The 21542-nt window shown below is 61.9% G+C and carries 10 protein-coding genes and 3 tRNA genes; all 13 read right to left on the bottom strand.

The window, feature by feature from the left end:
- Positions 1 to 2 precede the first annotated feature (2 nt).
- The 13 genes from HD883_RS21910 to gltX all read right to left on the bottom strand — a co-directional run bounded on the left by HD883_RS21910 (position 3) and on the right by gltX (position 21467).
- A complete protein-coding gene (locus HD883_RS21910) occupies positions 3 to 5588 on the bottom strand; it encodes a non-ribosomal peptide synthetase (protein ID WP_257022650.1) in 5586 nt (1861 codons plus the stop codon).
- Positions 5546 to 5767, bottom strand: coding sequence for a hypothetical protein (locus HD883_RS27795; RefSeq protein ID WP_257022678.1), 222 nt, complete (start codon positions 5765 to 5767; stop codon positions 5546 to 5548). Before HD883_RS27795 ends, HD883_RS21910 begins: the two co-directional genes overlap by 43 nt.
- Before the next feature lie 2 nt (positions 5768 to 5769).
- Positions 5770 to 10302 carry a type I polyketide synthase gene (locus HD883_RS21905; RefSeq protein ID WP_179589106.1) on the bottom strand — a complete coding sequence of 1511 codons (4533 nt, stop codon included), beginning with the start codon at positions 10300 to 10302 and terminating at the stop codon, positions 5770 to 5772.
- Positions 10299 to 15647: a non-ribosomal peptide synthetase gene (locus HD883_RS21900; RefSeq protein WP_179589105.1), complete on the bottom strand. Its 5349-nt coding sequence runs from the start codon at positions 15645 to 15647 to the stop codon at positions 10299 to 10301. The genes HD883_RS21905 and HD883_RS21900 overlap by 4 nt, the downstream gene beginning before the upstream one ends.
- A 55-nt stretch (positions 15648 to 15702) precedes the next feature.
- Entirely contained in the window at positions 15703 to 16680 is a 978-nt protein-coding gene (locus HD883_RS21895) for a TauD/TfdA family dioxygenase (RefSeq protein WP_179589104.1), read from the bottom strand.
- Between the two features lie 10 nt (positions 16681 to 16690).
- Positions 16691 to 17374 carry a 4'-phosphopantetheinyl transferase family protein gene (locus HD883_RS21890; RefSeq protein WP_179589103.1) on the bottom strand — a complete coding sequence of 228 codons (684 nt, stop codon included), beginning with the start codon at positions 17372 to 17374 and terminating at the stop codon, positions 16691 to 16693.
- Positions 17352 to 18134, bottom strand: a complete 783-nt coding sequence (locus HD883_RS21885) for a thioesterase II family protein (RefSeq protein WP_179589102.1) — start codon at positions 18132 to 18134, stop codon at positions 17352 to 17354. The genes HD883_RS21890 and HD883_RS21885 overlap by 23 nt, the downstream gene beginning before the upstream one ends.
- A 61-nt stretch (positions 18135 to 18195) precedes the next feature.
- Positions 18196 to 18444, bottom strand: a complete 249-nt coding sequence (locus HD883_RS21880; RefSeq protein ID WP_179589101.1) for an MbtH family protein — start codon at positions 18442 to 18444, stop codon at positions 18196 to 18198.
- Between the two features lie 360 nt (positions 18445 to 18804).
- Positions 18805 to 19326, bottom strand: coding sequence for a sigma-70 family RNA polymerase sigma factor (locus tag HD883_RS21875; protein WP_179589100.1), 522 nt, complete (start codon positions 19324 to 19326; stop codon positions 18805 to 18807).
- 265 nt (positions 19327 to 19591) lie between these two features.
- Positions 19592 to 19668: transfer RNA gene (locus HD883_RS21870), tRNA-Asp, on the bottom strand.
- Positions 19669 to 19739: 71 nt separating this feature from the next.
- Positions 19740 to 19815 (bottom strand) — tRNA-Glu (locus tag HD883_RS21865).
- 114 nt (positions 19816 to 19929) lie between these two features.
- Positions 19930 to 20005, bottom strand: a tRNA-Ala gene (locus HD883_RS21860).
- A 31-nt stretch (positions 20006 to 20036) separates the two neighbouring features.
- Positions 20037 to 21467: a glutamate--tRNA ligase gene (gltX, locus tag HD883_RS21855; RefSeq protein WP_179589099.1), complete on the bottom strand. Its 1431-nt coding sequence runs from the start codon at positions 21465 to 21467 to the stop codon at positions 20037 to 20039.
- Positions 21468 to 21542 lie beyond the last annotated feature (75 nt).

Here is a 21542-nt window from a genome sequence, read left to right as displayed (position 1 = left end):
TCTTATTCTCCAGAAGACGTTGACGGGTAAAAATCGGCCAGCATCGTCTTGTCAAACATGTCACCCATGGCGACCACGATCTTCCGCGGTTCCTCATAGGGATCGCGAGCGTGTGCGGCAAGCATGTTGTCCAGCATCACGACGTCGCCAGGCAGCCACTCGAAGCGGACGGCGCACGCTTCGTAGGTGCGGCCTACGATGTGCATCGTCGCGTCGCTGATTGGCGAACCGTCCCCATAAAAGGCCTGTCGGGTCATGCGCTCAGCGCCGACCAGTGCCAGCAGGTCATCACGGACGTCGGCTTCGAGGCAACTGACGTGGTGCAGTTGGACTTGGTTGAAGAACACACGCTCGCCAGTCAGCGGGTGCGAAATCACCGCGGGGCAGCGCGTGCGGGTCTGCAAGGTGTTTTCATCAAGCCATCGCCACTCGATGCCTGCACCTGCCAATCGGGCTTCCACCTCGTCCCGGCTCTCTGTCTTGAAGAAATCCTGCCAGCTGACATCCAGACGCGGTACGAAGGTGCGCACGTAAAGAATGCCCTTCTGCTCAAAGTCCGCGACGATCCCGGCCGGCAGCCGGCGAAGCATCTCGCGGCAATCGACGATGGGCGTTGCACCTCCGACCTTGGACGGCAGCTCGCAAAAGAACCACTGCTTCCTGGGCCAACGATCCAGATGCGCGCTTTCGTTGTGATACAGGATCATTTGCCGTTCTGGGTAAGGAGTCGAGCGATAGGTGTTGCGCCCGCCCTGCTTCTTCGGCAGGTCTCCGTATCCGCCGTAAAGGCCCGGTTGCATCGCCTCGGCAAACGCCTCGAAATCCTGTGGCGTGTCCAGGCCAAATCCGCGGAACAAGAGGCATGCGTGCTTTCGAAGAGACGTTTCGATGAACTCCCTGTTACCTTCTGCCCACGCGACGGCATCCAGATCCATGCTGGCTGGCTGAATGACCAACGGAAACTCCTTTCCGGATGACAGGAACGAGGTTCGGACCGAAGCCAAAACCTTCGATGGGGCGGCTACATCCTTGCGCACAAGATTCTTGAGCTTGTCGAGCTTTGCAGAATGAGATAGCGGTGGGACCGTCATCAAGGACTCCTTAAGGGGGGAAGGAAACAGACTGTCCATCGAGCCATTCGGGACAGCCACCGCACGGTGCAAAGCTTCGCACCAGGCGGCCGATAAGCTTTCGATCGTTTCACGGCGGTACAGCGCGCTTGAATAGACCCACTCTGCTTGCAGGCCCTTCGGATCATCACTAACGAACACCGCAAGGTCGAACTTTGATGTTCGTGTGACAGCCGGAACGACTTCGACTTCCAAGCCAGTCATCGTGATGTTGCTTCGCGGAACGTTTTGCATGACAAACAGAAGCTGGACCAGGGGACTGTGCCCGCGACCACGTGGCGCTTTGACATGTCCAATAATCTGGTCGAACGGAACGTAGGCATGCTCAAGGGCTTGCAGAAACATCGCCTGTGTTTGTTCGAGCCATTGGCAGAAGTTCGCCCCGTTCATCCAGCGCGACCGGATCGGAACAACGTTCACGAAGAAGCCAATCAGATCCTCGAGATCGGGCTGATCGCGTCCTGCAACATCAGTGCCAACTACCAAGTCGTCCTTTTCGCTGAGCCGGTGCATTTGGGCAAGGAAGACTGCAAGCAGAATGAGGAAGACTGATGTTCGATTCGTGCGAGCGACTTTGCGGACTGCGTCGCTGGTGCTGCCAGGTATGACAACGGTGACGGCATCGCCCTGAGTGGTTACGCCTGGACGCCGCGGGAAATCCAGCTTGAGTGTGGACACCGCAGGGGCGTCTGACAGATATTTTTGCCAGAACGCCGCGGCTTCGAGCAAAGTGGCGTGAAGATGTTTCCTGTGCCAGACCGCATAGTCAGCATATTGGACGTTCAGCGCTGGAAGATCCACGCTACGGTCCAAGCACAGCGCTTCGTAATACTCGGCAAGGTCACGAAAGAAGACGGACTCGGACCACCCATCGAAAGCGATGTGATGTACCGCAAGCACGAGCAGGTGGCTCTTGCTGCTTAACCTTATCAACCGAGCGCGCAGCAGCGGACCGTTCTCAAGATCGAAAGGCAGGTCCGCTGTTTGTTTTATCAACTGTGCGACCTTTGCCGTTGCTTCCATAGCGTCATTCGGAATGACGTCTATCGGCACCTCCAGTGGCTGTGCCGCCTGAATAACAACGACCGGATTCCCGCTGTCGTCCTCCGGATATACCGTCCGAAGTACCTCATGCCGCAATACGACGGCTTCGATTGCCATCTTGAGTGCGTCTGAGTTCAAAGCGCCGTTCAGCCTTAAAGCCAATGCCATGTTGTACGCTGCGGGCCCCTGCGACGCCGAGCCTCTTCCAATACGCTCAGTCAGCCAAAGCCGATGCTGCATTGGAGAGACGGGTTGCGAAGACTGGCGTCCGATGCGCGTGGTCGGCCCGGTCAACATCTCGGCGGGTTGGCTATGCAACTTGGCGACGTGTAACGCAAGCGATCGCAAAGACGAGTTCTGAAATACATCACGCAGCGGCAGTTCCACATGCATGTCTGCCTTGATACGGGCTGTCAATCTCAACGCAGCTATCGAGTTTCCTCCCATGGCGAAGAAGTTATCGTTTCGACTTACGCTTGCAACCCGCAGTATTTCGCCCCACAAATCAGCCAACGCCGTTTCCATGTCGCCGAGAGGCATCTCGTATTCTTCTGATTGCTCTGGGACAACCTCCGGCAGTGCGTGGCGGTCCACTTTGCCATTGGCATTTAAGGGCAAAGCTCGCAGTACCAGGATTGCACTTGGCACCATGTAGTCGGGCAACCTGGACTCCAACCAACGACGCAAGTCGTCGCCGACGACTGCTGCGTCGGCTTGGGTAGAAACGTAGCCGATCAGACGTGCACCAGCCGGCTCGCGTTTCACCACCACGATCGCTTCCCTGACACCTGAGAAGGCCAGCAACTGAGCTTCAATCTCTCCAAGCTCAACCCGAAATCCACGGATCTTTACCTGGTGATCTACACGGCCGAGATACTCCAAACGGAGATTTGCATCCCAGCGAACCAGATCGCCGGATCGGTAGAGCCGGCTGCCCGGGGTGCCGTACGGATCGGCGACAAACCTTTCTGCGGTAAGTGCCCGGCGTCCAAGGTATCCACGCGCCAGAAGCTCTCCGCCGATGAAGAGTTCCCCAGGAACCCCGACAGGCGTTTGAACCAGATTCTGATCAAGCACAAGTAGCTGCCGACCTGCCAGAGGGCGCCCGATCGGCATATTGAGCGGCAGGTCGATATGCCCGTCCACGTACGGTTTGCAATCAAGGACTGATGCGGTTACGGTCGCCTCAGTCGGACCATACGTATTTAGCAATCTGACGTGGCCAAGACCAGCCTTCAGCCACGCCTTGAGTCCTTCTGGGGGCATTGCTTCGCCTCCGATATGAAGTTGCCTCAAAGCGCCATGGCAACTCACACGGAAACGAACGAAGTCCTGAACCAGGACCATCCAATAAGCCGTAGTGATGTCGACGACCGTGATTTGATCGCGCAGCAGGCAACGATGAAAGGTAAGGCTGTCCCAAAGGTCATTACCACGTAGTACCAAAGCAGCACCGCTGATCAACGTCGGAAATATTTGCTCGATGCACCCATCGAAGTTAAGCGTCGAAAACTGAAGAACGCGATCGCACGCAGAAAGTCCGAATACATCAGACATCGTTTTTGCATGTCGAATCAGGCAACCGTGGGATACCCCAACGCCCTTCGGACGTCCGGTCGACCCCGAGGTATAGATGACATAAGCCAGTTGTTCGAGATGTCCTTCGACGACGGGGTCACTATCTTTGCAACCGGACAACTGAATATCGTCGATAGCTATGCATTGCGGCTTCGCCTGGGTATCAGGCAGAAAAGAACAATTCACCCGAGAGATCAGTACATTGAGGCCACTGTCCTGGATCATGTGCGCCAAGCGTTCTTTCGGGTACTTGGGATCAAGTGGGACATAGGCGCCCCCAGCTTTCAGAACGGCAAGCAAGCTTACGACCATATCGAAAGATCGGTCGAGCGCGATGCCGACCAGAGTGTCCGGCCCCACCCCTCTTTGGATCAACAAGTGCGCCAGGCGATTGGCCCTTGCGTTCAGAGCGTCGTAAGTCATCGACTCGCCGTTGAGCAGCAGGGCAACGCTGTGGGGTTGCTTAAGCGTTATCGCTTCGAACACTTTGTGCACAGCTGAAGGCGCAGCGCTGGTAGTTTCCCCTTGACCGCAAGAATTGAGGTGCAGAATCTCTGAGTGATCGAGCATCTCGACATCTGCGATTGCTTGGTCAGGGTCTTCAGACAGCGCTCGCAGCATGGTCAGATAGTGGCTGGCCAAACGAGCAATGGTGCTTGGCTCGAATAGCTCTTTCGCAAATGTGATGCACGCTTCAACCTTGCCGTCGTGCGACTCGATTGTTTGAAGGCCCAGTTCGATCTGCGCGTCAGGCTCGTCTATGAGTAATCGTTCAACCGTAACGCCTCGCCAAGATTGCTTGGCTGGCTGTTTTCGTTTTAGATGGTTGAACATCACTTGAAACAGTGGCTGTCTGTCTAAACGACGAACCGAATCTGTAAGCTCGACGAGTTTTTCGAAAGGTACTTCCTGACGCGCTTGAATATCGAATAGTGAATCGCGAGTGCACGTCCACAGTTCATTTAGGGACATGCGGTTGCAAAGCCGAGAGCGCAGTACCACCGTATTCACGAAAAGCCCAACCACTCGGCTCAATTCATCCCGCGTGCGATTGCTCACCGGGATGCCGATGTTGAACCTTTCTTGACCGGTGTACCGAAACAGGACCGCTTGAAGAGCCGTAGCCAGGGCGACGAACAACGTGCCACCGCGTCTTCGCGTCATGTCGGAAAGAGCAATGATCAGATCAGCGGCGATATCAAAGCGATAAGTGCTGGCTTGGTACTTGCCGTCGGCGTTGCGGGGATGGTCTGGTACGAGCTCCAACACGGACTGTTCATCGCGAAGATAGTCGCGCCACCATGAAACCTGCTTATCGCAATCTGCACTTTGCACCCAGCGCCGCTGCCAGGCTGCGTAATCCGCATATCGGATCTCGGGGTCCTCTAACTGAGGAATCGCGCCGGTGACTCTCGCATCGTAGAAAGCGCGCAATTCATCCAAGATGATTTGTATAGACCATTCATCTGAGGTGATATGGTGCATGACCACCACGAACTGGTGCTGATCCTCGCGGGTCCGGATCAGAACTGTTCGTAGCAGCGGTCCGGTTCGCAGATCGAAAGGTTTTCTTGTCGCGCGATCAACTATCGCTTGAAGACGCATGAGCTGCTCATCATCACTGTATTCACGAAGGTCAGTGCATTCAAAGAGGAACGCAGCTGACTCGCTTACGGTTTGTCCGATCTCGCCACCCGATATTTCTTCAAATGTTGCGCGCAGGGAATCGTGACGACTCACGACGGCGCCAACGCAGGTCTGAAGCGCTGGCACATTGAGCTCGCCGGTAAAAGTCAGTGCACCGCATAGGTGGTACGCAGTGCTTGCAGGGTCCATTTGCCAAAGTACCCACTGACGTTGCTGCGCGTGCGAAAGCGGCGGTCGCCCAGCGGCAGTGTTGCGCTCGATTGACTCGGTTCGGGTGGATCTGTGAGCGTCGCCGCGGCCGAGTCGAGCTTGCAGTCGAGAGCGCGCTTCAGTTGAAAGCGAGGAACGACGGGCTTGGAGGGCGTCACGATTATTCATTAGCCGATCCCTCAGCCGACGATGCATCACACTCCAGCTCGATCTCATCGATCAAGCGGCTTTCCACGACCGCCGCCAGTTCCGAAATTGTGGGGTCTTTAAAGAATTCAGTAGGATCGATCGCGATCCCGTATTCAGCCCGGACTTTTGCTAACACCCTGATAGCGAGCAAAGAGTCACCTCCCAGGTCGAATAAGCTGTCGTGTACACCGACAGGCGAAACGCCTGTCAGGTCCGTCCATATGCTCGCTAGACCGGTCTCCAACTCACCACATGGTTCAACAAATACAACGTCAAGCTCAGGACGCGATCGGCTAGAAAGCGCCCTGGATGCGGGCACTGAGGACTGCGCAAATTCGAGCATGGCGGTTACGTCCATGTTCAAGCGTGCGTTCAAGTCGTCGGGACACACGACAATCTGCGGAGCACCCATTCCGTTGACGATGTGCGTGAAGGCAAGGACACCCGAGGATGGATCAATCCCTGCCCCCTCGGGCATGTCGGTTCTCGCCGCCATGCCCACGCCACGCCAACCATCCCAGGCGATCGAGATGACGCGCCGATCATCACGCTGAGCGCGCATTGCAGCTGCATCCATGTAGGCATTGGCAGCGGCGTAGTCGACCTTGCCTATTCCCCCTGCCACGCCCGCAAGCGATGAGCACAGGACGATGAAGTCGACGGGCTTGTCCGCAAGAAGCGACAGAAGCTTTTTGGTTCCGCGGACTTTTGCGGCGAATACCTTGTCTGCCTGCGCAGGCGTGCTGCTGGCAATCAGTCCACCGCCTGCGATGCCAGCGGCGTGGACGACGCCGTTCAGCGGACCAACGTCGCGTTCGATGGATTTCAGGGCATCGCGCAGTTGGGCTTCGTCTGCGACGTCTGCCTGAATCACGAGCACCTTCGCCCCCAAGCGTTCAAGATCTGCGACCGCCGTGCTTGGGGCCCGCAGTGAACTGCGTGCCAGCAACACGAGTCGTGCTTGCCAGTGCTGCGCCAAGTACGTTGCGAACGCCAGGCCCATGCCGCCCAGCCCCCCCGTAATGAGGTACACACCGTGCTTGCGGAAACGTTGAACGACCGCTGTCTTGCCAGCTACGCGGTCATAGGTCTTCACCCACCGGTGCGCACCGCGGTACGCCACGACGCGGGTCCTGTCGCCGTCCTCCATCTCTTTGACGATCTGCTGTGCGACACGCGACGCGGACTCACGTGTAGTGGGAGGCACCACGTCGACAAGACGGCACGCGATGTGCGGGTACTCTTGAGGGATCACCTTGAGCGGTCCGTAAAGCATGGCGCGTTCTTCGAATAGGAGTTCCGTGCCGATGACGTCTTCCAGTCCCGTCGACACCAGGGTCAGCACAACAGGGCGATGCGCGCCCTTGCCCAAGGCACGCGTGATCGCCAGCACACTGAAGAATCCCTTCGTTATCGAGGCATGGGGATCGGGAATAACTGTCGCTGGATCCGTACTCCACATATGGCAGACCTCGGACACCGGCCCCAGACGGCTTTCAACACTGGCAAGCAAGGCTTCGATATCCGCGCTTTCTTCCATACGAACGGTGTACGAGCTGTCTGCCATCACCGCGAATTGACGTCCGGCGCACACCCGGACCACCGAGCGCCCGCTCGCCCTTAAGGCTTTGCCGACCGCGTCCACCAAGTCTTGCGCGTCACCCACGACCAAGACGCAGGCTGTCTCCGTGACGGGTGCATCGACCTGACGCGGGTCGAGCCGTTCGCGCTTCCATACTGGCGCGTACATCCACCGTTGAACGTCATCCGTCGGCGTGACGTCGCGGTGTCTATCCGCCCCGTGCGCATTGGCAGCGCGCTCCACCCAATACCGCTCCCGCTCGAACGGATACCCCGGCAAAGGCACTCTTCGCCCCGCCCCCTTGCCGCGCAACGCCTGCACATCGACCCCGGCCACCCACAACTGCGCCAGGCATCGCGCGGGCTGCTCGCCGTTGCTGGCCGCGCGTTGGGGATGGCATTGCGATGCGGTCGCCGGGCGGCCGGCAACCCCGGCATGGCGCCGGGCAAGTCCGGTCAACGTATCCCCTGGCCCGACTTCGAGCACCGCGCGATCCGACTTTTCCAGCAGCACGCCAAGGCCATCGGCAAAGCGCACGGTGCTGCGCACGTGATTTGCCCAGTAGGCGGGGCTGGTGGCTTGATCGTCGGTGATCCAGCAGCCGGTAACGTTGGACAAAAATGGGATCGCCGGGGCGCGCAGCGGCACGGTGGCCAGCAGCGCTTCGAAGCGGGCGAGCATGGGTTCGACCATGGCGGAATGGAAGGCATGAGAGACGTGCAGGCGCCGCGCACCGATGCCGCGGGACAGGAGGTCCTGCTCGGCGCGTTCGATGGCGTCAGCGGGGCCTGACAGCACGCACAGGTCGTCTGCATTTACTGCCGCCAGGTCGCAGCCGGCGTAGCGATGCGCGCGCAGCTCCTTTTCGGGCAGGCTGATGGCGAGCATGGCGCCGGGCGGCATGGATTGGAGGAGTCGCCCCCGTGCCGCGACGATGCTCAGTCCGTCTTCAAGCGTGAAGACGCCTGCGACGCATGCGGCGGTGTATTCGCCAATGCTGTGGCCGAGCATGGCGTCGGGCTGGATGCCCTGATGTTGCCACCACTGCGCCATGGCGTACTCGACCACGAATAGCGCGGGCTGGGTCATTGCCGTTTGTGCGAGCCTTTCGGCGGCAGCGACGGCCTGGTCGGCGGTGGGAAACAGCAGGTCGCGCAGATCCAGGGCGAGATGGGGTCGCAAGAGCGCGCTGCACCGGTCGATGCAGTCCCGGAATACGGGTTCGCTGTCGTACAGCGCCTTGCCCATGCCGACGTGTTGAGCGCCCTGGCCGGGGAACAGGAAGGCGACCGACGGCCGTTCGGACAGGATCTGGCCTTCAACGATTGTTGCGGCATCGCGATACAGCAAGGCGTCTGCTGCGGCAGCGGTGCTGCGAGCCAGGACAGCGGCGCGGTGAGGCATGTGCCGCCGTCCGGCTCGTAGCGTGTGGGCGACGTCATGCAGCGTCACGTCGTGCGCACGCTCAAGCGCGTCGCCCAGGTTCTGCATGACAGCCTTCAATGCACTTCCGGTTCGTGCGCTGACCGGCAGCAGGTGCAGCGCGGTGGCGGGGGGCTGCGCTGCAGCGATATCGGCAGCCATGTGCGGCGGCGCTTCTTCGAGAATCACATGCACATTGGTTCCGCCAATGCCGAATGAACTGACCCCTGCACGTCGCACAGCGCCGTCCGTCTCCCACGGCTTGCATACGGTGTTGACGTAGAACGGGCTGTTTGCAAAGTCGATCTGCGGATTCGGCGTCTCGTAGTTCAGGCTGGGCGGCAGGGTGCGACGCTTGAGCGCCAGCGTGGCTTTGATCAGGCCGGTCACGCCGGCGGCCGCGTCCAGATGACCGATGTTGGTCTTGACCGAACCGATGGCGCAATACTGCGTGCGCGCCGTGCTGGCGCGGAACGCTTGCGTCAGGGCAGCAACCTCGATGGGATCGCCCAACGTCGTCCCGGTGCCGTGTGCTTCGACATAGCCGATCGAGTCGGCTGAAACATCAGCCACCTCTTGGGCCGCGCGGATGACGGCCGCCTGGCCGTTGACGCTGGGGGCCGTGAAGCCGACCTTCTCGGACCCGTCGTTGTTGGCAGCGCTGCCCTTGATGACGGCATGAATGATGTCGCCATCGCGCACGGCATCAGCCAACCGTTTGAGCACGACCAGCGCGGCGCCGCTGCCCTGCAACGTGCCGGCGGCTTTGGCATCGAAGGCGCGGCAATGGCCGTCGGGCGAAAAGATCGCGCCGGCCTGGTATCGGTAACCACCGTTCTGCAGCAGGTTGAGCGACACGCCGCCGGCCAGGGCCATGTCGCATTCGTGGCCCAGCAGTGCCTGGCATGCGGTGTGGACCGCCATCAATGACGTGGAGCATGCGGTCTGCACCGTGACGGCAGGGCCACGCAGGTTCAGCTTGTAGGCCACCCGGGTGGCCAGGGCATCGGGCATGTTGCCGCTCATCAGTCCTAGCAGCTCGGCAACGCCCGTGCCCTGTTCAAGGTCGCCGCCTCGCAACAGATTGCGCATCAGATAGACATTGGCGCCTGAGCCCGCATAGACACCGACCAATCCGTTGTAGCGGTAAGGGTCGTAACCGGCATGTTCCAACGCGTGCCATGCGCATTCAAGAAAGATGCGGTGCTGGGGGTCGATGCGTTCCGCGTCGCGGGGGGTGTAGCCGAAGAACGCGGCATCGAAACGGTCCACGCCGTCCAAGCGCACGCCTGCCTTGACGTAGTCCGGATCGGCAATCAGTTCGTGGGGCACGTGCAAAGCGGCCAGTGCGTCGTCGTCATAGCGCGTGACGGCTTCGACCCCGTTGCAGAGGTTTTCCCAGAGTGCATCAACGTTGTCGGCAGACGGGAATCGTCCGGCCATGCCGATGATTGCCACGTCCAGGCCGGAAACCCCGTGGTGTTGCGTCGGATCTGTCATGACCGGCTCCTTGCATGTGATCGGTTACGGCTGAGCAGCGCGGCGCGGCGGCCAGCATGGGGCGCGCTTCGGTGGTCCATGCCCCGACGGGCCTCGGCGTCGCTGTGGCCGTGGTCGATGCGGCGGGCCAGTGCCCGAATCGTCGGATACTTGAACAAGTCGATGACTGACAGACCCGGATGCAGCGCGTCTTCCAACGCGGCATGGACGCGGACCAGCAAGAGGGAATGGCCACCGAGTTCAAAGAAGTTGTCCTCGGCACCGACGCGGGCGAGCCCTAACGCGGAGGCCCAGATGTCGGTGATGATCTCTTCGGTGCGACCTTGCGGCGCGGTGTAGGCGTGGGCGCTGATATAGACGGGAGCAGGCAATGCGTTGCGATCAAGTTTTCCGTTCGCACTGACAGGCAGCTCGGTCAGCACGACCAGCGCAGCAGGCACCATGTAGTCAGGCAAGGACCTGCTGAGTCGATCCCGCATGTCGAACACATCGATGATCTTGCCGGGCCGGGCTGACAGGTACGCGACGAGTTGCTGGCCGCCAGGCGTCTCCTTGACGACCACCGCCGCATCACGGACTTCGGGTTGCGCCAGCAGTTGCGCTTCGATCTCGGTCAGTTCCACACGGAAGCCCCGGATCTTGACCTGGTGATCGAGGCGACCCAGGTATTCGAGATGACCGGCCGCATTCCATCGCACCCGATCGCCAGTCCGGTAGAGCCGGGCGCCGCCAACCGCGGCCACGTCGGCGACGAATCGTTCGGCGCTCAGCCCGGGCCGGCCTGCATACCCGCGTGCCAACGCCACGCCGCCCAGATACAACTCGCCTGCGACCCCTGCGGGAACCTGGTTGAGCCGCTCATCCAGCACCCGCACGACCACATTGCCGATGGGATAGCCGATAGGCACCAGATGCGCATCGTCGTCGTGGCAAGTCCAGTGCGTCACATCGATGGCCGCTTCGGTCGGGCCATACAGGTTGACCAGTTCGACGTGCGGCAGCTTCTGGAACACGTCGTTCTGCAACTCGGCGGACAGTGCCTCGCCGCTGCACACGATACGTTTCACCTTGTCGCACGCCTGCGCGTTGTCGTGCGACAGGAAGGCGGCAAGCATGGAAGGCACGAAGTGCAGCGTGGTGATTCCATGCGTACGGATCAACTGCCGCACGCGCTCCGGATCCCGATGCTCCCCAGGTTCGGCAAGCACGAGTCGCGCACCTGTCATCAGCGGCCAGAAAAATTCCCACACCGACACGTCGAAACTGAACGGCGTTTTTTGCAGGACCGCATCAGACGGGTCCAGCGCGTAGGCATCCTGCATCCACGCAAGTCGGTTCAGTAACGCGCCGTGCCGATTGGCCGCGCCCTTCGGCCGCCCTGTTGAACCAGAGGTGTAGATCACATACGCCAGGTTCTCGCCGTGAACCTCGACGCCGGTATTGGCGGTTGAAAAGCCCGCCAGATCGAGCGCGTCCACGTTGATGAACGGCAGCGTGTCATGGCGCGCGACGGTGGCATGGGTGGGTGTATGGGTGAGCGACAGGATGACGCCGCTTTCGTGCAGCATGTCCGCGATGCGTTTGGCCGGATAGGCAGGCTCCAACGGCACGTACGCCGCGCCGGCCTTCAGCACGGCAAGCATCGCAACCACGAGTTCCGGCGAGCGTTCCATGCAGACACCGATCAGCCCGTCGTTCGCTGCGCCCAGGCCCATCAGATAGTGCGCCAGCCGATTGGCGCGGCGGTTCAGTTCGGCATAGGTCATGGATTGCCCGGCGAACAGTACTGCGATCCGGTCCGGGTGCTGACCTGCCTGTCGTTCAATCAGGCGGTGGACCGGCTCGTCTTCCTGGTACGGGGTTGGGTCTTCGCTCCACACGCACAAGTCCTGCTGCTCGCTGGGCTCGAGAAGGTTGACGTCGCCAACACAACCCAGCGGGTCATCGGCAAACGCGGTCAGCACCCTGAGGAAATGGCGGGACATCCGGTCGATCGTTGCCGACTCGAAAAGGTTGGCCGCATAGACGAATGTGGCCGTCACCGCACCCTGGACGCGTTCGTGGACATCCAGCGCAAGATCGAATTGCGCATCGCTTGGCGTCAACTCGCAGCGTTCGACTTCGACGTGTCGCCATTGCTCAAGTGCGTTGCGGTCATCCTGCAAGTAATTGAAGAGCACCTGGAAGAGTGGACTGTGGCTGGCGCTGCGTTCCGGATTCAGCACTTCGACCAACGCCTCGAGCGGCAGGGACGGGTGGCGTTGCGCGCCGATCATTGCGTGTCGGGTATTCGTGAGCACCTGGTCCAGTGGCTCACCACCCTCAAAAAGCTGCCGGACGACCAGCGTGTTGACGAAGAGTCCCACCACGTTCGCCAATTGCGGTTGCGTGCGGTTCGCGACGGGTACGCCGACACGGATGTCGCGCTGCCCCGTATATCGATACAGCAGCGCCTGAAAGGCCGACAGCAAAAGCATGGGAAGCGTTGCGTCGTGGCGAGCGGCCAATGCCCTTAGCCTGGACAACAAGGCTTCTTGAAGCGGAAGACTGCATCGGCCGCCAACATATTGCGTGGTCGACGTGCGAGGGTGATCCGTTGCCAGGGTCAGGACGGGATGCGCATCGCCGGGTTCGACGGCAAGCGTTTCACGCCAGTAGGTCAGCTGCTGCGCAGTGTCGCGGTCGTTTCCTCCGGCCTGTTCCCACACGGCATAGTCGCCATGCTGCAGTGGCGCGGCCGGCAGTACCGTGTCTGCGTCGACGGCGGTGCCCGCCGAGTACATTGCGCCGAGTTCGCTCATCAGTATCCGCATCGATGCGCCATCGGACACGATGTGATGCATGGCCAGGGCAAGGATGCAGACCTGTTCGTCCAGCCAGACAAGCGCGACACGCGCCACAGGGCCATCAATCAGGTCGAACGGGTCGCCCAGCAATGCGTGCAGACTCGCTGTCGAACGCACGTCGCGTTCGGCAGACGCCACATGGCGCAGGTCGACCAGCTGAACATCGATCGTCCGGTCGGCATGGACGACCTGGCTGATAGCGCCGTCCGATTCGACAATGAAGGTCGTGCGCAGCGATTCGTGCCGCTTGGCCATGACGCTGACGGCATGGCGTAGCGCGTCAATGTCGATCTGACCTTTGAGCCGCAGCGCTCCCAACACGTGATACGCCGTGCTGAGCGGATCCATCCGCCACAGGAACCACTGCCGCTGCTGCGCCGACGACAGCGGAAGGGGCTGGGCGCGCCGGTCGGCCGACAGCACCGGGATTACGTCTGCCGGCACCGGTGCGCCGGATTGCTTCTGCGCGCGGATCGCCGCGGCCTGCGCCGCAAGGCGCGGGTGGTCGAAGATGTGGCTGATCGTGAAGGGGACGCACCAGTGCTGCGATATGCGCGCAGCCAGTTGCACGGCGGCCAGTGAATTTCCGCCCAGGGCAAGAAAATGGGCATCGCTTGCGTAGCGAAAGGAGGGGTCGTGGCCGAGCAGGTCGCGCCAGATGTCGGCCAGGTCGCGCGTGACGTCGTCGGATGCGGTGGCGTCGGCGGCAGCGGTCGCGTGGGGGGTACCGCTGGCTCCTGCCGTGCCCTCCCCCACCACGCATTGCCCATTCTGGAATGCGGCATAGGCATCCAGTGACCGTTTCTCCCATCCCTTCCTGCATGCCGACCGCTGCAGCTTGCCGCTCGACGTCTTGGGCATGGCGCCTGGGTTGAGCAGCACGATGGTGGCGGGCGCCTGGCCGCATTGTTCGCTGACGGCCACGCCAATGGCGTCAGCCAGGATCTGGGGCGCAACCAGTTTCTGCAGGCCACGCGACACTTCCGCGGCGACGCCGATGCCTTCGATGCCATCGATCAACACCGCGAACGCTGCGACGCGGCCTTTCCGCACGGCTTCGATCTGGCTTTCGACGACGCGTTCGATGTCGTGGGGATACAGGTTGTGCCCGCGAACGATGATCATGTCTTTGAGCCGGCCGGCCACGAACAGGTGGCCGTCGTGCAGGAAGCCAAGGTCGCCGGTGCGCAACCACCGTGTGCCGTCGCGCTCGACAAAGGCTGCTGCCGTCTCTGCCGGCTTGTTCCAGTAGCCCGACGCGATGCTGGCGCCGGCTGCCCAGATTTCGCCAATGACGCCATCGGCCGCAGGCCTGCCGGTGTCGGGGTCGGCGATGCGGACGTGGTGTCCATGCGGCACGCTGCCGCAACCGACCAGGGCGGCGCCTTCCAGGTCAGGCTGCACGCGGCGATCGCCCAGGGCGCTGTCATCGAAGCGGCTGACGACCATGCCGTTCCCGCGCCGCCCGCCGGTCACGAACAAGGTGGCTTCAGCCAAGCCATAGCACGGGTAGACGGCGCCCGCATCGAAACCCGCCGATGCAAAACGTTGGCTGAAGGCGTCCATAGTGTCGTGGCGGACGGGCTCGGCCCCGGTGTAAGCGATGCGCCAGCTGGACAAGTCCAGATCGTCGATCTGCGCATCGTTGATGCGGTCCAGGCACAGGCGATACGCAAAGTCGGGGCCACCGCTGATGGTGACGCGGTGGCGGGCGATCATCTGCAGCCAGCGCACGGGGCGTTCGAGAAAGAAGCGGGGCGACGACAGCACGCACGGTATGCCGCTATAGAAGGGCTGCAGCAGGCCGCCGATCAGGCCCATGTCGTGGAACAGGGGGGACCAGACGCCGAAGATGTCGCTGGCGCCGATGGACAGTCCTTCGCGGATGGCGCGTTCATTGGCCATCAGGTTCGCGTGCGTCACCATGACGCCTTTGGGTGCGGACGTGGAACCGGACGTGTACTGAAGGAATGCGACGTCGTCCGCCGCCGGGCGGTGGGGGTGCCAGGTGTCGGCGACGGTGCGGTCGATGTCATCCACCGCAATGACCGTGGACACGCCCAGCTGGCTGGCAGCCGTGCCGACCATGTCCTTGAGCGTGCTCAAGGTCAGGATGCCCGACGCCTGCGCATCGACGGCGATGCCAGCCAGCCTCGCCATGTGCTGCGGGCGTGCCGACTCCGGAGGGAACACCGGCACGGCAATCACGCCGGCGTGGAAGCACGCAAACATGCTGACGGCGTAGTGCTCGTCGTTGTCGAGCAGGATCAAGACCCGTTCGTCTCTGGTGAACAGCCGTTGCAACGTGGCGGCCAGTGCCAGGACGCGTTGCGTGAAGACGCGGTAGGTCAGGACAGTTTCGATCCAGTGATCGTTGCGTTCGGCAACGACCGTCAGGGCCGTGTCGTCGGGTCGGGCCGCGGCCAGCTCTTGCAGGCATTCGACAAAGTCGGTCGGCGGGATGAAGGTGTCGTTCATGGACGCGGAATCGGTCGTCATGGGTACCTCGTTGCGCGGTGGGCGCGGGATGCGGGATGGCTCAGTGCGGGATGGTTCAGTGCGCTTGCAGATTGCTGTGTGACTCGGCCATGGCCACGACGACTTTTCGGGGGCCTTTGAAAGGGGATCGCGCGTGGGCGACCAGCATGTTGTCGAGCATCAGCACATCGCCCTTTTCCCAGAGGAAGGACACGGCTTCGGCGTCGAGCACGCCGCGCACCTCATCGAGCATGGCGTCGGGAATGCGGGACCCGTCGGCGAACGTGGTGTCGCGTGGCATGTTGTCGATGCCCAGCACGTCTTCCAGCGTTTCGCGGACTTCAGGCTGCAGGTTCGACACATGGAACAGGTGCGCCTGGTTGAACCAGACCTGCTCTTGCGTAACAGGGTGGGCTTCAATCGCCTGGCAACGTTGCGTGGTGCGCAGGTCGCCATCGGGTTTCCACTCAAAGGCAATGCCAGCCTGGCGGCAGAAAGCCTCGACTTCGTGGCGGTGTTCGGTGTTGAAGACCTTTTGCCACGGCACATCGAAGTCGCCATAGTTGCGGATGTAAACCAGTCCGGGCGCGAACCGTTCACGGATGGCGGCAGGCATGCGCTTCAGGACGGCGCGGCTGTCAGCGATGGGCGTTTCGCCCTGTTCAAGCGCGGGCGTCACGCAGTGGAACCAGATCTTCATGGGCCACACGCGGGTGTAGGCCTGTTCGTTGTGCAAAGGGATGGCTTGGTGGGACGGGTATTCGGTGGCGGTATAGACGCCACCGCCCAGGCCCGAGCGCGGCGTCGATCCGAACTCGTAGCTCAGCAACGGGTGCCCGAAGCCGGCTGCGAATTCGCGGAAGCGGTCAACGGAAGGAACGTCGAAGCCGCGCAACAACACGCCGCCCACCGTCGCCAGGTGCGCCTCGATGTCGGACTGCAGCCGGGGCAGCGCGTCCAGCAACGACTCGCCTTGAACCGCCGGCACCATCAGCACGGGCAGGTCGGATCCGGGTGGCGCCTTGCGTTCGAATCGCTGGATCGATGCATTCATCACAACTCCTTCAGTCAGTTCCTATCCACGCGAGTGCAGCCGCGTAGCCCTTGGGCGCCCACAGGCGACAGGCGCTGACGCCGGGCGAGTCCATGCCTTCGATGACGAGGCGATAGTGGTCACCGCCCGCTTCGTCGGGCAGCAGCACCGACAGGTCGCGCAGGTGCGCGGCGACGCCGATGCCGATGGCCTTGAGCACGGCTTCCTTGGCAGTCCAGCAGTCGAAGAAGCGCGGGCGCTGGGTCACATCGGCCCGCCATTCGCGGTCGGAAAGGATGTGCGGTTCGAGTTCCGGAATGTCGAGCGTGGGGTCACGCCGTTCGATGTCGACGCCGACATCGCGGTCGGTGGACAGCGCGATCAGCACGTACTCGCCGGCATGAGAGACGTTGAAATGCAGCGAGTCGTCCATGGCGCAGGCGACTTGCAGCTGTGGCTTGCCATGCCGGCTGGTCTCGAACACGACATGCCCAGGCCGAAGGCCCATCACATCCCCAAGCACCTGCCGCAAGCCGGCGCGGGCGCAGACGAAGCGCATGCGGTCCGCGTGCTGCCCATAGCGCAGGGCGCGATCACGCTCTTCCTGATTGAGCAGGGCCCAATCGGCGTCCGGCACCGTCGTGCGCAGATCGACCTTGCGCTGGAACACGTGAATGCTGGAGGGAACGCCGTCAGGCAAACGCAATGGCCGCATCGCCGACTCCTTTGGCGAGAGGTGACAGCACCTGCAAGAGGGCGGCCAGCACCTCGGCTTCCCTTTCGCGGATGAAGAAGTGGCCCCCGTCGAACCAGTCGACCGAAAAGCGACCCCGCGTCTCGTGGTACCACTGCTCGATATCGTGCAGGGCGATGCTGTCGTGCCGGCCGCCGAACGCGTGAATGGGCAAGGCAAGCGCCTGGGTCTCGCGCGGCGGGAAGCTGGCGCAGACGTCGTAATCCGCCGCCAGCGTGTCGAGGGTCATGCGCAACATGTCGCTGTGCGCAAAGACCTCGTCTGGCGTGCCGCCCTGCTTGCGCAGATCGGCGATCAACGTGGCGTCGTCATGCCTGCTTGCGTACCGCTCCGGGCTGCGGCATGTGGGCGCCGCGCTTGCCGAGACGACCAGCAGTTGCGGCATCGGCCTGGACAGCGCGCGTTGCCGCAACGCCATCCCATAGGCCAGCAAGGCGCCCATGCTGTGCCCCAGCAGGACGAAATTGCCCCGCAGACTGGCCGCGTTTTCGTCGCACAGGCGGGTGACCAACGCGTCGAAATGCCTGACGCAGGGTTCGTTGCACCGCGCGCCCCTTCCCGGCAGTTCGATCGGCACGACCCGCACCCACGGGGGCAACATCCGACGCCAGCGCAGGTACATGGTGGCGCTGGCGCCCGCGCATGGCAGGACCAGCAGGTCCAGCGTGGCGCCATAAGGCGCGCTGGGCGCAATGGGTGCGGTGAGGGGAATGATGGTCATGGGGCGGACGGCTGGCGGTGGTGCTTTGGGGGGCGGGCTTGCGGCGGCTGGCGCGGCGGGATCAGGATTGGGGTTCGGACGCCTTCTTGGCCGCCTGTTCGTCCATCCATTTGCGCAGCGACAGCGGACGCATGTCGGTCCATGCCTGCTCCACGTACGCGAGCACCGTTTTCTTGTCGCCCTTGACGCCGTCGATGGCGGTCCAGCCGCCGGGCACGGCCTTCCAGTGGGGCCAGATGGAATACTGTTCTTCGTGGTTGATCAGGACGATGAAGGTTTCGTCTTCGCGGTCGAAGCAGCTGGTGGACATGGGCATCCTCGTACAGGGTGGAAAGGTCTTCAGCAGGCGCCGGTAGGACATCGCGCACCTGCTGAACTTCCCTAATAGACGAAAGGGTCCCAGCACTGTTTAGATTTTTGCAGCTGGCGCAAATCGGTTTCCGCGTTTGAGCGGATCCTGGAAAGTCGTTTTATCTGGCAATCAGGGGGCGGTCATACGGGATACGGCGACTGTCAGCTTTACCAGGGTCAGGCCCGGCGTAACGACGTAGTGCTTAGCGCCACACGCAAATTCCTGCCGACGCTGGACGCAAAAAAACCTGACGGCGCTTGGCGGTCAGGTTTTGGTGGTTGATGCGGAGTCAGGTCACCGCGGACTGTGCGGGTCGGTTCAGTCGTCCAGCATGTCGCGGCATCCGGCGATCGCCAGCGTGGCGTCGCGGATCATGAAGTTGATGAGCGTGGCCGAGCATCCCATCTCGGCCGCCAGTTCGCGTTGCGTGAAGCCCCCCAGGCGGTATTGTTCGAACGCATGCCGTGTTTTTGCGGGAAGCGTGTCCAGCACCCGGCCCAATGCGTCGATGACCTGGCGTTCCCGCAGCCGCTGTTCGGGTCGGCATCCCCCCGACACCTGCGGCAGTTCGCCGTCGCTGGTGTGGATGCGGTAGATGGATTCGGCCGATTGCCGCCGGCAGTAGTCGCGTGCGACGTTGCGGACGACCTGGCAGCAGTAGCAGTACGGCTTTTCAATAGCGCGGTCGAAGCCGCCGGTGACCAGTTTGACGTAGGCGTCCTGCGTGACCTCGTCAGCAATTTCGGGGCTTCCCACAATGCGCTGCGCGATGCGCCGCAGCGGTGCCCGGTTCGCGATAAACACTTCTTCGAGTGTTCCACCTTCCACTTCAATCGCCATTCCCACTCCCCTGACCGCGCCGTAGGTGGCGTGATCGAGGGACGATTGTTGCGAACTATTATCATCTGCGCAGCTTTGTAGTTCTACGACTTGCCGCGGTGGATTTGGGGATGACGGTGGCGGTGGCGGTGGCGGTGGCGCTGCTGACAGTGACGGCGGTCGCGGCCAGCAAGACCGTCGACCCACCGAGCACAAACCGCCAGCCGAAAAGTCCAACCCCAACGAAAAAAGGCCACGTCGCGATGACGTGGCCTTTCGAATCTTTTGGCGGAGCGGACGGGACTCGAACCCGCGACCCCCGGCGTGACAGGCCGGTATTCTAACCAACTGAACTACCGCTCCGCAGCGGCACTACTAACTGCTTAACTCAACTACCAGCACTACAAACTGTCCTACCCAACCAACAGGTTTGGTGGCGTCCCCAGGGGGATTCGAACCCCCGTACTCACCGTGAAAGGGTGATGTCCTAGGCCTCTAGACGATGGGGACAGCTTGTACTGCTTTTCATTCACTGCTTGCTAACGTACTGCTTAGTGCAGCCCGCTATCTTACTACATACTGCTTTCTTCGCACAACCTGCCGACTTGTTTGATCGAAGGTTGGTGGTGGAGGTAAGCGGGATCGAACCGCTGACCTCTTGCATGCCATGCAAGCGCTCTCCCAGCTGAGCTATACCCCCGTGCAGCGAAGAACGACATTATGCACACTTTTTAAATCCTGTGCAAGCGTTCCAGCACAACTTCTTTGCCAAGCAATTCCAGAACCGCGTCGATGGCTGGGGTTTGGGCCCGGCCGGTCACTGCTACGCGCAAAGGAATGCCTAACAGGGGCATTTTAACCCCATGTTTGGCCAGAAGTGGCTTCATGAGGCCCTGAATGTTCTCGCGCGTCCATTCGATCTGGGCGGCCTGGGCGGCGAAGTCCTGCAATATCGGGCGTGTGGCGTCGGTCAGGTGCTGCGAAATTAATTCTGGCGGTGTCGCGGATGCGTCGAATTCGCCGCAGAAGAGCATGGCGTCGTCGGCCAGCTGTTCGAGCGTTTCGGCGCGTTCCTTGAGCAGGCCCATGATGGCTGCCAGGTTGACCCCGTCGGTCTTGCCGCCGCGCTTGGCGATGCGGGGCGTGACGCGGGCAGCCAGGTCGTCGTTGCTGCTGGCCTTGATGTAGTGGGCGTTGACCCAGTTCAGCTTTTTCGGGTCCCACTGGGCTGCCGATTTTGACAGGCTGCGGGTGTCGAACCAGTCCACCAGTTGGTCACGCGAGAAGATTTCGTCGTCACCGTGGCTCCAGCCCAGGCGAGCCAGGTAGTTGACCATGGCTTCGGGCAGGTAGCCTTGGTCGTCGTATTGCATGACGCTGACGGCACCGTGGCGCTTGGACAGTTTTTCGCCGTCGGGGCCGAGGATCATGGGGACGTGGCCGTATTCGGGCAGCGCGGCGCCCAGCGCGGTCAGGATGTTGATCTGGCGGGGCGTGTTGTTGACGTGGTCGTCGCCGCGGATGACGTGGCTGATCTTCATGTCCCAGTCGTCGACCACCACGCAGAAGTTGTAGGTGGGGGTGCCGTCGGGGCGGGCGATGATCAGGTCATCCAGCTCGCCGTTGGAAAAGCTGATCGGGCCTTTGACCATGTCGTTCCAGGTGACGTCGCCGTCGACCGGATTCTTGAAGCGCACCACGGGTTTGCGGTCGGCAGGCACCTCGGGCAGGGTCTTGCCGGGTTCGGGGCGCCAGGTGCCGTCGTAGCGCGGCTTGCGGCCTTCGGCGCGGGCCAGTTCGCGCATGGCTTCGATTTCCTGCGGCGAGCTGTAGCAGTAGTAGGCGGTGCCGGCAGCCAGCATCTGCGCCACGACTTCGCGGTAGCGATCCATGCGCTGCATTTGATAGAACGGGCCTTCGTCGTGCGACAGTTCCAGCCACTGCATGCCGTCGATGATGGCCTGGACGGCTTCGGGCGTGGAACGTTCGACGTCGGTGTCTTCGACGCGCAGGATGAAGGTGCCGCCGTGGTGGCGCGCGAATGCCCACGAGAACAGGGCCGTGCGGGCGCCGCCCAGGTGCAGGAAGCCGGTCGGCGACGGGGCAAACCGGGTGCGCACGTTAGCCAGGCGGGCGGGCGATGTCGGGGTGTCGGTGCTCATGGGCAATCTCGAAAAAGGGGGGACTGCGGCACAGTCCAATCCCCGATTGTACGAAAAGCCTCTTGCAGTGAGACG

Origin of the sequence: Pigmentiphaga litoralis, assembly GCF_013408655.1 — a bacterium.
Taxonomy (GTDB): Bacteria; Pseudomonadota; Gammaproteobacteria; order Burkholderiales; family Burkholderiaceae_B; genus Pigmentiphaga; species Pigmentiphaga litoralis_A.
The sequence above is the reverse complement of the archived record's forward strand: the minus strand, read 5'-3'. Positions and strand labels throughout refer to the sequence as shown.

Excerpts from the sequence above, each read along its gene's own strand:
- HD883_RS21910 (WP_257022650.1), bottom strand. The coding sequence starts at position 5,588 with ATGGACCCTGCAAGCACTGCGTACCACCTATGCGGTGCACTGACTTTT.
- HD883_RS21885 (WP_179589102.1), bottom strand. The coding sequence starts at position 18,134 with ATGACCATCATTCCCCTCACCGCACCCATTGCGCCCAGCGCGCCTTAT.
- gltX (WP_179589099.1), bottom strand. The coding sequence starts at position 21,467 with ATGAGCACCGACACCCCGACATCGCCCGCCCGCCTGGCTAACGTGCGC.
- HD883_RS21880 (WP_179589101.1), bottom strand. The coding sequence starts at position 18,444 with ATGTCCACCAGCTGCTTCGACCGCGAAGACGAAACCTTCATCGTCCTG.
- HD883_RS21895 (WP_179589104.1), bottom strand. The coding sequence starts at position 16,680 with ATGAATGCATCGATCCAGCGATTCGAACGCAAGGCGCCACCCGGATCC.
- HD883_RS21900 (WP_179589105.1), bottom strand. The coding sequence starts at position 15,647 with ATGACGACCGATTCCGCGTCCATGAACGACACCTTCATCCCGCCGACC.
- HD883_RS21875 (WP_179589100.1), bottom strand. The coding sequence starts at position 19,326 with ATGGCGATTGAAGTGGAAGGTGGAACACTCGAAGAAGTGTTTATCGCG.
- HD883_RS21890 (WP_179589103.1), bottom strand. The coding sequence starts at position 17,374 with ATGCGGCCATTGCGTTTGCCTGACGGCGTTCCCTCCAGCATTCACGTG.
- HD883_RS21905 (WP_179589106.1), bottom strand. The coding sequence starts at position 10,302 with ATGACAGATCCGACGCAACACCACGGGGTTTCCGGCCTGGACGTGGCA.